The organism is Pseudohongiella acticola (assembly GCF_001758195.1).
Classification (GTDB): Bacteria; Pseudomonadota; Gammaproteobacteria; order Pseudomonadales; family Pseudohongiellaceae; genus Pseudohongiella; species Pseudohongiella acticola.
Map to the genome: position 1 here is coordinate 1067350 of NZ_MASR01000001.1, position 11825 is coordinate 1079174.

An 11825-nucleotide genomic window follows, 5' to 3' on the forward strand; every position below is an offset into this window, starting at 1 on the left:
CGATTACAGGCGCAAAATGTCACGATAGCCCGCGACATTCACCGCAAACGCGGTGTGCTCCTGCAAGTGCACCCGCATACCTTCAAGGGCTTCCGGGTCACCGTGAATCAGTTGAATTCGAGTAGTATCGGTCAGCGCTGACTGCTGTAACCACTGGGTCAGTTCGAGGTAGTCTGCGTGCCCCGACAAACCGGAGATGACTTTGACAGTGGCTCTCAACGGTACCCAGCCTCCGTGGATTTTCACCGCATCAACACCCTCCAGCATTTTTGCGCCCCGAGTGCCGCCCGCCTGATAACCGGTAAACAGCACCGTGGTTTTAGAATTGCCTAACAGGCGTTTAAAGTGGTGGAGAATACGGCCTCCTGTTGCCATGCCACTGCCAGCGATAACAATATGGGGGAAAGCATGTCCGGCAATCGCCTTCGATTCGTCCACCGTGCGGGTATAGGTCACGCCATCGCATAGGCGGTAGCATTGCTCGTGACTCAACCGGTGCTGATCACTGAACTGGCAGAAAATATCCGATACTTTGATCGCCATGGGGCTGTCGAGATAGATGGGCATTTTGGGGATATCGCCCTGATCCATCAGGGTCGCCAACAGATGTTGCAAGGCCTGCGCCCGCCCTACCGCAAAGGCCGGGACTAGCAGCACGCCGCCGCTTTTGGCGACACGGTTAACAATTTCCGCCAACTGCTGAAACGGATCTTGGGTGTCGTGCCGGCGGTTGCCGTAGGTGGACTCCATCAACAGCAGATCCAGCTCCGGCAATGGTCGAGGGGGGGTCATCAGCACATCATCGAAGCGACCGACATCACCAGAAAAGCCGATTCGTTTCCCTTCCGCTTCAACGATAATGCTGGCGGCGCCGAGAATATGACCGGCAGGCTGTAAATAAAAACGGATATCCCCGACCTCGATCTGTTCATCAAACTCCACAGACTGAAATAGCCTCATGCTGGCTTCCGCCGTTTGACGGTCGTAAAGCGGCTCAGGGTGCGCGTGCTTGCCCAATTTATGTTTGCTGTAATACTTGGCGTCTTCCTCCTGGATATGGCCGCTGTCGGCCAATAAAATCTGACACAGGGCCTTAGTGGCGTGATGGGTAAACACCGGGCCGCGAAAGCCGCGCTTGTATAGCACCGGGATATAACCGGAGTGATCCAGATGTGCGTGAGTGAGCAGCACCGCATCCAGTTTGTCGATGTCCAGGGGCAAGGTTTGCCAGTTGCGTTCCCGCAGCCACTTGTAGCCCTGGAACAAACCGCAATCGACTAATACGGTTGTCGTTTCAGTTTCCAGCAGAAATTTTGAGCCGGTAACGGTCTCGGTGCCGCCGACAAAGGTAATTTTCATAATGATTTTCCTGGCAATTTAAGCATGCTGATAACGGGCGCAATCAGTTGCGACGTAATATCAATAGCGTTGGAAGGATGGGGGATGGTATTGGATGTGACCAGTTGGCTCAGGCCTGAGGCCAGTAAGGTTTTATCGGAGTGATCGGCAAATATGCCGTGCACCGCCACGCACTGAATGTTGTCGATACCTTTGGACCGAAGTGTTTTAACGCATTCCAGGATTGTTTGCCCGCTGGAAATAACGTCGTCGATAATCACTGCCGTTCTATCCCTGAATTCGTTGATGTCGGGCAGCATCACTTCGACTTGGCGATCCCCGAAGCGCTGCTTTTCCCCAATCACAAAAGGATGTTGACTAAAGGCAGCAATCTCATCAACCCATTGCTCGCTTTCGCTGTCGGGCCCTACCAACAGTAGGTTGCTTTGCGTTTTGAGCCAGTGCGCCAATGCCGGAGCCCCTTGCACAACACGACTGGGTATGGAATAGATTTCATCCAGAGAATGATAGCGATGCAAATGTGGATCGACCGTAACCAGCCAATCAGCATGTTGAGAAAGGCACTTGGCAAAAATACGTGAAGTAACCGCTTCCCCATCGACAAAACGGCGATCCTGACGCATATAACTGAGGTAAGGCGCCACTAACCCCACTTGCGACGCTCCCAGCTCCCGCAGTGTTTCCAATAAAAACAACAACGGCAGATATTTGATGTTTGGGTGTGACAGATCAGCCACCACAATACAGGCGCGATTTTCTACATCAGATTGAATACGCAGATAGGACTCCCCATCAGGAAACTGCCGAGCGTTAAACTCGCCAGGTTGACCACCAATCGCGTTACTGAGTGACTCAGCCAACGGATGATTGTTCAGGGAAAACACCACTGGAGATTTATCTTTCACAGCCATCGCCTCGCTCATCGTTCCTTCTCGACCGTAAAAATTGTCGATTGGCGATAAAACGCCATCGCATACTGTTGCTCTCCGATCGTATCGGAACAGAGCGTAAATAAAGGTTGTCCGACGGTGACCTTGTCGCCGACTCGAGCATGTAGACGCAACCCCGCGGCGGCTGTAGCCGGAGCGCCTGCCAGCTTCGCCAGACGCGCGAGTTGCCGGTTATCGATAGCGCTAAGTGTGCCCGCAGTTGTGGCCGCTTCGAGATGTTGGTAGCTGGCGTCAGGCAGGGCTTTCATCCCACCCTGCGCGGCCAAAATGCGCTGGAACTGCTGCCAGGCTTTACCTTCATCCAAAATCGCGGTTGCTCTTTCCAGACCTTGTTCATATCGCTCTTGATATGCGAGTGAAAACAGATGTGCAGCCAGAAACAAGGCGCGCTCCCGAAGATCCTGCGGTGCATTTCCCTCGCACTGCAATACCGCCAGCACATCCCGCGCCTCTTCTACCGGGCCGATTCCAAGCCCAACCGGTTGGCTACCATCTGTAATAAGGCAGCGAATTTGAATACCACAGGCAGCTCCCACCTGGGTAAAAAGTGAGGAAAGGCGCTCGGCGTCTTTTTGCGAACGCACCTTAGCGGTAGGGCCAACGGGAATGTCTATCACCGTATGCGTGGAACCGGCAGCGATTTTTTTGGATAAAACCGAGGCGATCAACTGCCCTTCACCATCCAAGTCCAGCGCCCGTTCAATGCGAATTAACAAGTCGTCGGCGGGGCTCAGGTTGACAGCGCCACCCCAAACAAGACAGGCATGGGTTTCAGCTACTACACGTTGAATCTCATCGAGCTCCAGATTGACGGAAGTCAAGACCTCCATGGTATCCGCAGTACCGGCAGGAGAGGTGATCGCACGCGACGAGGTTTTAGGGATGGTGAGTCCAACAGCGCTAACAATGGACACCACTAGAGGTGTGGTGCGGTTGCCCGGCAGCCCACCGATGCAGTGCTTATCGAGAATCATGGTTTCGCCAGGCCATCGCAACCGCTTACCACAGGCCACCATGGCCTGGGTGAGACTGATGATTTCTTCCACGTCTAAATGGCTACCCGCGCACACACTGAGGAAACTGGCGATTTCGATATCCGAATAGCGGTGGTCGCTGATGTCCTCGACGATAGCGGTAATCTCTTGATCACTGAGTTTGTGCCCAAATATTTTTTTGCGAACCCCAGCGAGCGATGTCACCACCGGTGCATGACCGACAATAATCGCAGCGCCATCGATGGCACCCAGGCGGCGCATGGCAATTTTGGATAACCCTGCACTCCCCGAAACCAATACCTGTTCGTCCACCACATTCAACGTGGCGATAACACTGTTTTCCCCGTACCGCAGCATGACACGGCTGTTGGCAATGAACCCTTCGGAGCGGCAGATATGGCAATCGCTACGCATATATACCACCGGTTCCTGGTGAGTGTTTATGCCCATGTCTGCTGCTTTAAGCTCGTTTATGGCATTCATTAGCGTTTCCCACGCGCACTAGGTGGTGACTTATGGCAGCTCCAAGGTTCATGGCTAGCATTTTCCTTTATGTTGCCATCAACAAATTTGTAATAATCTTCTTTATAGTGCGTCCACCAGTCATGACTCACGTCAACGCCGTAGTTTTTCAAAGTCTCTTCTATATCATCCAGACAAATCCTGGAGGCGTCATAAGCGAGATTCAGCACATGATTTTTTCCGTCAAAGGTAACCGCATCAAGACCATAAAGCTGATCTACCTCGGCAATAGCCGCTTGTAGCTTTCTCTGGCCGACAGATTCCAATTTTAAATGGCGCCTCACCAGATTGACTTCGGAGACACCCAATCTATGTTTTCTATCTCTCATTTATAGTTTCCTCGGACAGACAAAGTGGGCAAACAATCCATCTATTTTTTGTTTAGGGGCGGGTTTGTTTTTCAGGCTCGGATTCATGCTCCATCATCGTTACACCAATAGGGGGCGATTAGTTTTTTCATCGGAGTACCCTCATTAGTTAGAAACAGTTTTATCGACGTTTAATTTCGGAATCCATGCCGGCGTGACTTCCATATAGCGGCGATAGTCATCACCGAATTCCTTCAATGCCATGCGCTCCTCACGCTTAGCGAGTCGCACGTAAACCACTACCAGAACCGGAAACATAATCACGGTAAGGATCGTCGGCCACTGCAACAGAAATCCAAACATGATCAGGATAAATGCGGTGTACTGCGGGTGGCGGAAACGGGCATACCAGCCGGTAGTCGCTAGCGACCGAGTCTGCTGCGCCTTGTGCAGTACACCCCACGCCGAGGCCAGCAAAAAGAAACCCAAAATGATCAGAACATTACTGGCGATATGCAGCGGATCCCAATGTGGGCTGCCTTCAAAACCAAGCAACGTGTGCAACAGGTGGCCGTTTTCGTGGGACAGAAAATCAATGCCAGGATATTTTTCCGCCAACCAGCCGGAGAGAAAATAAATGGTTAATGGAAAGCCATACATCTCAGTAAATAGGGCAATAACAAACGCCGAGAAAGCGCCAAAGCTTCGCCAGTCGGTTTTGGTTTGCGGCTTGGTAAAGCTGAAGGCAAAGAAGATAAATATCGCCGAATTGAGTATCACCAGCGTCCAAAGGCCGTAAGCAGATTCACCGTGCATGCTTCTCCTCCTGTAATGTATTGGGTTAATGGTGGTGACGATTTTCGTTTTCTCGGCGGCCTTCTTCCAAACCACGTTGATAGGCATCGTGCTCGGATTCATCCTCGTGCTGGCCATGGTCACCATGACCGCCATGCCCCCCATGTCCTCCGTGCATAAATAAATGCATAAACGGACAGGCTAAGAGAATCAAGAAAGGCAAAAACTGCCAGACGTGCTGCCGGTGCTCAATCAATAGGAAATAGCTTGCCGCTGCAATTAAACCCAAGGCGGCCAGACCTTTGGGGGTCAACCAGAACGATGGTTTTTGGGTTGCCATGTCACACCTCATTAATGAAATTGAAATGTTCCGCCTATTGGGCGGCACTGTTTACCGGTTGTCAGATTATTTATCCACATTCAGTTTTACCCGCTTGAGGCGCAAAGAATTGCCGATCACCGACAGGGAGCTGATGGTCATAGCGATCACCCCGATCATGGGATGGAGCAGGCCCACGGCGGCAATGGGGATGGCCGCCAGGTTGTAGAACCAGGCCCAGAACAGGTTTTCCACTATCTTGCGGAAGGTCGCCCGTGACAGGCGAATGGCTTCCACCACCTTGGACAGTTCGCCTTTCACCAGGGTGACATCCGCCGCTTCGATGGCGACGTCGGCGCCGGCACCGATGGCGATGCCCACATTGGCCTGTTTGAGTGCCGGCGCGTCGTTGATGCCGTCGCCCACCATGGCCACCAGCTGGCCATATTTGTCCTGCAGCTTTTTGATGGCGTCTACCTTGCCTTCCGGCAAGACACCCGCCAGCACCTCGTCGATGCCCACCTGATCGGCGACGTGTCGTGCGGTGCGTTCGTTGTCCCCGGTGATCATGACGGTATGAATGCCCAACTGGTGAAGAGCGGCAATGGCAGCTTTCGAGTCTTCCTTTATGGTATCGGCCACGGCGACAATGCCGGCCGCGCGGTGTCCGACGGCCACCAGCATGGCGGTCTTGCCCTCTTTTTCCAACCGAACCAGGGCCTCTTCCAGGTCGCTCAGCTCGATATCCGCTTCATTGAGAAGCCGGCGGCTGCCGACGCGAATGAGCTGGTCGTCGACCCGGCCTTCCACACCACGGGCAGTGATGGCTCGAAAATCCCTCACGGTGGGAACTTCCAGGTTCTTTTCCCTGGCGCCCTCCACGATCGATTGTCCCAAAGGGTGTTCGGAGCCAGCTTCCACTGATGCGGCGAACCTAAGTACATCGGCCTCATTAAAATCGGCGGTGGCGATGACATCGGTAAGTGCCGGTTCGCCTTTGGTGATGGTGCCTGTTTTGTCGAGGACCACGGCCTTTATATCTTTCAGCGACTGGATGGCTTCGCCGGAGCGAATCAGAACACCGGATTCTGCGCCGAGTCCCGAGCCGACCATGATGGCTGTGGGAGTGGCCAGCCCCAGGGCACAAGGACAGGCGATTACTAAGACGGAAATTGCCGCCAAAACCCCCAACATTAGGGGCGAAAGCTCTGGGTTGACCCAAGGCAGGAACTCGGCACCCCAGTAGAGAATTGGTCGCAGCGGCTCAGCGAACAGCACCCACACCACAAGGCTCGTCAAACTGATGACAATAACTCCCGGGACAAATTTTGCGGTCAGTTTGTCGGCAAATTCCTGTATGGGCACCTTTGAACCCTGTGCCTGCTCCACCAACCCGACGACCTGTGACAGGAAGGTATCGGCACCCACCCGGGTGGCCCGCACCTGAAGCATGCCCTCCTTGTTGATGGTCGCACCAATCACCCCGTCGCCGGGCCCTTTTTCCACCGGCACTGACTCCCCGGTGGCAATAGATTCATCCAAATGGCTGCTACCCTCGACGATTTCGCCGTCGGTCGGTACCTTGGCGCCGGGCCGGACCACCATGATGTCTCCCACTTGTAATTCTGCCACCGGGACTTCAACTTCCTGCCCGTCCCGCAACACAGAGGCGGTCTTGGCGCCGAGCTTCAGCAGCTTTTTGATCGCCTGCGACGCTCTACCCTTGGCCCGGGTTTCAAGGTAGCGGCCGAGCATGTGGAATGTCATGATGGTGGCGGCCATCTCAATAAAGGAGGTCATGGGATAAACAAATCCCACCAGTCCAATCAGATAGGGTGGCAGGCTGCCCATGGAGATGAGCACGTCCATATTGGCGGTGCGGTTGGTGAGGGAGCGCCAAGATGAGCGGTGAGTGGCCCAACCACCCCGGAGGAACACCACGGGAAAGCCGAGCAGGGCCACCCAGGCCAGATAGCCTGACACCGGCACCCAGAGCATGTGTACCATCATCAGCACCATGATCAGGGTGGTGGGTATGGCGGCGAACCACAGGCGCTTCCATGCCTGGTCGAGGTAGCGCTCCTCTACAGCTTCGTCCACTGCTGTGTCCGCTTGGGCCCGGCTTTCACTAACGCCTGCCACTTCGTATCCCGCCTTCTCAATGGCAACTTTGATCCTTTCCGCATCCACCGTTGCCACATCAAAACGAACCGTCACCTTGTGATTGGCAATATTGGTGGAAGTATCAGTAATGCCAGCAAGGCGCTTGACGGAGCTGGAAACAAGCCCAGCACAGTGATCGCTACCCATGCCTGGTACCATGAATACGGCTTCGCCGATTTTTCTGGAGGGTATGGATGTTATACTATCCACGTCGTAGCCAGCTTTTTCAATGGCGCTGCGGATCTGGTTGTCGCTGGTCAGCTTGGCGTCGAATTCAACCTGGACACGGTGATTGGCAATATTGGTGGTGAGGCTGATGATACCCGGCAGCCGCTCAACCGAAGTGGTGATCAGACCAGCGCAGTGGTTACTCCCCATGCCTGGCACTATCAGTTGAACGAACTTACTTTTCGGGCTGTTGACTGATTTCGACGAGGGAAAAGCTGTGGGGTGATCCATGTATCTCTCCAATTTTCAGACCATTTTTTACGGAAGAGGCAATCTCTTTTCAATTTATTAAGCAGCTAACAAACCAGATTTCACGCCTGTAGCATGCATAGGCTTACCAACTGCTAGTTACTCCAACCATCAGCCATAAACTAATTGATTTGGGTCGAAGGAAAACCCGCTCGATCCAACGCCTCTATCAGAGCGCTAGACTCGACCATGCCAACGACCGAAGCGACACCCGTCGCCAGGTCCATACACGCATCGTTTACGCCGGAAACAGTGCGTAGCGTTTGCTCAATGCTTTTTACACAACCACCGCATGTGGCGCCTTGCACCTGTAATCGCTGTAGGGGGATATCGCTATGTGAGCCAACACTGCTACCAGTAGTATCTACAGTGGATGACTTGCTGGCGCAGCAACAGCCGTCCCGGTGATGGGTAGGACTCTCGAAATTCTGTGTATTCATGACAAATCCTTATGTTAATTTACTGAGCAAACTCTTCAATTAGGTGACAGATCATATCGCCGGTCGGCACCTTATCCGGCTTTTGGCTCCACTCGATCGCGGCCTGTTGCATGCGTTCCCGAAGTTGCTGAGTCTCCGCGAACCGTTGCTCAGTTTCATTCAGGCGGTGTTCAATCAAGCGGCGCACGGTTGGGCAAGGAGACTTTTTCTTATCCGCGTGGTTCAAGATTTCCTGAATATCCTCAACGGAAAAGCCCAGTTGCCGTGCACTTAGCACGAATCGCAAGCGGTTGTAATCACTTTCGCTGTATTCCCGATATCCATTGGTTTTGTTCTTACCCGGTTTCAGAATCTTGATCCGGGTATAAAACCGCACGGTATCGGCCGTAACTCCTAAACGCCTGGCCATTTCGATAACTTTCACACAGCCCTCCTCGCAGCTCAGTCTGACTATCGCAAGATTCAGATTAACCCCGAAGCTCTGTTCCTTGCCTTGATATGAGTCAATCATCAGTTCCAAACCCGAGAGAAAATCCAAAGACTTTATCCGGCTTTTTGCAACCTTACACCTGTGTCCAAGACACAGGTCAAGAAATTTTCATTAACAGGCATCAAGTTTCTGTACTCAACACTACACGCCGCTCGATCTGTAGCCTTTACGCCGTCAACCGTCAATATTGGCCAGATATCCTGTCACGTCGCTTCCGCATTGAATCGACCCATACCCAACTCCCAAGCGGCACTTAGACTTGTACATTGTCATCGTAGAACGAAGTTTCTGACCTTAGGTTGACCCGTGTATTACATTGCTGTAATGAACGTGTAATCCTGTTTTCTGACTCGTCGGAACGCACGTTGCTCCCAGCGCAAAGCGGCAGAACCGTCAGCAAAAATTTCAAAGGTTCAAAAACCAGAATCCACAAAGGCGAAACCACTCACGACACAGGTATAGGGGTTGCTATACCAGCGGAATTACCAGTCTTATCAGGCCTTTTCGGGGACGCCGAAAAATGCATATGAGAGCCGCGCTAGCAGTGGTCCCGGCACGGTATAGAACATATCGCAAGCGTTGTGACTCATAGTATTTATATAATATGACCTGGTGGCCCCAACTATTCCCTAGATTGAACAGGCCGACGCACAGTGATTTGTCGAAAAAGAGCCTTAGTCGCAATGACCAGTTGGGCACTTATCACAGGCTTTGAAGTAAATCACTACTGTCGGCATTTTGGTGACAGTGCATTGTCGAAACTGTGAGGCTAAGTCCGGCCGCCTAATCACCACGGCCATTCGAGTTGATAGGGTGGGAAGTGACTGCAGGAACTGGAATCGTATGATCCAGATCCGCTATCGAGACGAACGAGCCATGATTGAGCGCGTTTGCCCATGCGCGAAGGTGAATGGACCTTCTCACCCTTTCGAGAAGCATTTTATGCATCCTCTCAGCGCTCCTACTTTGGCCAATTGCCGGTCCACTTTCAAATACCATATTAATTTATGAAAAAAGAATTACCTCAAAATTACATTTTTGTAATCTCCAGATCATGTTTAAGACAGAATAAAATCGTTATAATCAGGCTGTTTAAGCCGTCTTAACACTATTTATTCTGCTAAGTCAGTCGAACAAGGAGGAATCACAAATGTCAGACTCCAAGACAGCTGAACTGTACCGAATGGTAACGGAGGACCATGTGTGTCCTTACGGCTTAAAATCGAAACACCTACTGAAAACTCAAGGACTTCAGGTGGAAGACCACCACTTAAAAGACCGGGAAGAAATCGAGGCATTCAAGGCCGAACACGATGTAGATACCACCCCACAGACATTTATCGATGGCGCCCGGATTGGTGGTTATGATGAACTACAGACTTATTTTGGTAAAGAACCCACAGATGAGGACGAAACAACTTATTGGCCTGTTATCAGCCTTTTTACCACTACTTTCCTGATGGCATTGGGAGCAGCTTCGATCGCTGAAGGACAATGGCTGTCCCTACGCACTTTTGAATGGTTCATCGCGTTTTCAATGTGTGCTCTTGCGTATCTAAAGATTCGGGATGTGGAAAGTTTTTCGACCATGTTCCTTAACTATGATCTTCTAGCCCAAAAATGGGTACCGTACGGGTACGTATACCCCTACGGAGAGGGTATTGCCGGCGTGCTTATGATTGCCGGGGTGCTAAACTTTGTTTCGATCCCCATCGCCTTGGTCATAGGCACAGTAGGTGCCATCTCGGTTTTTAAAGCCGTCTATATTGAGAAACGAGAACTCAAATGTGCTTGCGTCGGAGGCGAAAGCAATGTGCCATTGGGTTTTATATCACTCACGGAAAACCTCATGATGCTCGGCATGGGGGTATGGATGCTTGTCAAGCATAGCACTCTAGGATAGAAGCGACCAACAGGTTCTCAACGTAATGTGCTTTCGAGATGCCGAATTGGCGACTTCCTCCTTCACACAACAAAATCTTCGGCACATTGGGGAATCGCAGTCTCTAAGCCTACACGAAGGGCAGGTATGGCAGACCTTTCTACAGCGTCCGATTTCTAAATTGTAGTTAAGGCTTAATGGACCTTGACTGACGCCTTAGACAAAGCTTTGTAGTTCACAAAATGAAACATACCAAGGGCTGATACATTCCATGATCGGGGGGGGGACGATTGCCATGACCACCAACTCCCTGTCGGTGATCGGTAATTTTTGCGTCCAAAGCGGGTAAGGCTGGATATAGTCTATATGACGGATTTGATACCAAAGTGAAAACCCCGTCTAATGGACCATATAGAAAATATTCTATGAAAAAAAGACCAAATATAGGGTGATGATCACAGTCTACACGGCATTACAACGAGCATTCTCGTAGGTGCAGTGCTATGCTTTATCTTCGCTGAACATGGCGCCAAGTCCTTCAGTATCTGCCTTTGATGATTATGCCGCATTGCCCACTGATGCACATCTGCATGCACAAGGCACACTGCGATGCGCACGATCATGATCATGCCAACGTTGGGCATAATCACCAAAATGAAGAAGAGGCTTCTTGCCGCCGCATGGAAGAAAAACGCAGGCAAGTGGATCTAAAACTGTGATCGTGATACCTGAAAAATCATGGCTTCCCTATCTGGGTTACCGTTTTGTGTTCCGGATATCGATCAAGCTAGCTGCCAGGAGCCTGACAATGAGCAACAATGAGTATCGACTGAGTGTTTCGGCAGTTAAACTCATTAATAGTCACCTAGGCCTTTTTGAACCGGCTAATGCCGTAAATTTGAGCGCAGCGATTGCAGAGACTGGCCAATTATATGGTCTGGATGAGGTCGATTTCGATCAAAAATATGCCAAGTCTAATTCTACATACGACACATTTCAGCTGCACGTGCAAAGGGTGTAAGAAAGTTTGGACAATCACGTTATTCAACTGACGCGGGTCTGGTGGGCACAAGTCAAGATTGACGATTACTTGTTCTGCTTCCGGCTATCCGTAAATTCGGTCGA

The 11825-nt window shown here is 51.6% G+C and carries 11 protein-coding genes; 2 read left to right on the top strand and 9 right to left on the bottom strand.

What is annotated here, in order from left to right:
- Positions 1-3: 3 nt before the first annotated feature.
- From PHACT_RS04395 to PHACT_RS04430, 9 genes are all read right to left on the bottom strand, one after another.
- On the bottom strand, positions 4-1359 hold the full coding sequence (locus PHACT_RS04395) for an MBL fold metallo-hydrolase (RefSeq protein WP_070116091.1): 1356 nt from the start codon (positions 1357-1359) through the stop codon (positions 4-6).
- Positions 1356-2282 (bottom strand): ribose-phosphate diphosphokinase, encoded by a 927-nt coding sequence (locus PHACT_RS04400; protein ID WP_052041365.1) that lies wholly within the window; start codon positions 2280-2282, stop codon positions 1356-1358. The genes PHACT_RS04395 and PHACT_RS04400 overlap by 4 nt, the downstream gene beginning before the upstream one ends.
- Positions 2279-3787: a thymidine phosphorylase family protein gene (locus PHACT_RS04405; RefSeq protein ID WP_070116092.1), complete on the bottom strand. Its 1509-nt coding sequence runs from the start codon at positions 3785-3787 to the stop codon at positions 2279-2281. The genes PHACT_RS04400 and PHACT_RS04405 overlap by 4 nt, the downstream gene beginning before the upstream one ends.
- Complete coding sequence (locus tag PHACT_RS04410; protein WP_070116093.1) at positions 3787-4155, bottom strand: hypothetical protein; 369 nt, start codon at positions 4153-4155, stop codon at positions 3787-3789. Before PHACT_RS04410 ends, PHACT_RS04405 begins: the two co-directional genes overlap by 1 nt.
- A gap of 144 nt (positions 4156-4299) precedes the next feature.
- Positions 4300-4950 (bottom strand): methyltransferase family protein, encoded by a 651-nt coding sequence (locus tag PHACT_RS04415; RefSeq protein WP_070116094.1) that lies wholly within the window; start codon positions 4948-4950, stop codon positions 4300-4302.
- 25 nt (positions 4951-4975) lie between these two features.
- Positions 4976-5269 carry a DUF2933 domain-containing protein gene (locus PHACT_RS04420; RefSeq protein ID WP_070116095.1) on the bottom strand — a complete coding sequence of 98 codons (294 nt, stop codon included), beginning with the start codon at positions 5267-5269 and terminating at the stop codon, positions 4976-4978.
- 66 nt (positions 5270-5335) lie between these two features.
- Positions 5336-7870 carry a heavy metal translocating P-type ATPase gene (locus PHACT_RS04425; RefSeq protein ID WP_070116096.1) on the bottom strand — a complete coding sequence of 845 codons (2535 nt, stop codon included), beginning with the start codon at positions 7868-7870 and terminating at the stop codon, positions 5336-5338.
- A 140-nt stretch (positions 7871-8010) separates the two neighbouring features.
- Positions 8011-8328, bottom strand: coding sequence for a heavy-metal-associated domain-containing protein (locus tag PHACT_RS16740; RefSeq protein WP_083264341.1), 318 nt, complete (start codon positions 8326-8328; stop codon positions 8011-8013).
- Positions 8329-8347: 19 nt separating this feature from the next.
- Complete coding sequence (locus tag PHACT_RS04430; protein WP_070118149.1) at positions 8348-8752, bottom strand: MerR family transcriptional regulator; 405 nt, start codon at positions 8750-8752, stop codon at positions 8348-8350.
- Positions 8753-9968: 1216 nt separating this feature from the next.
- On the opposite strand from PHACT_RS04430, the gene PHACT_RS04435 reads away from it, so the two are divergent.
- The gene (locus PHACT_RS04435) at positions 9969-10721 is read left to right on the top strand and encodes a MauE/DoxX family redox-associated membrane protein (protein ID WP_070116097.1); all 753 of its coding nucleotides are present in this window, start codon (positions 9969-9971) and stop codon (positions 10719-10721) included.
- Between the two features lie 787 nt (positions 10722-11508).
- The gene (locus tag PHACT_RS04440) at positions 11509-11721 is read left to right on the top strand and encodes a hypothetical protein (RefSeq protein WP_070116098.1); all 213 of its coding nucleotides are present in this window, start codon (positions 11509-11511) and stop codon (positions 11719-11721) included.
- Positions 11722-11825 lie beyond the last annotated feature (104 nt).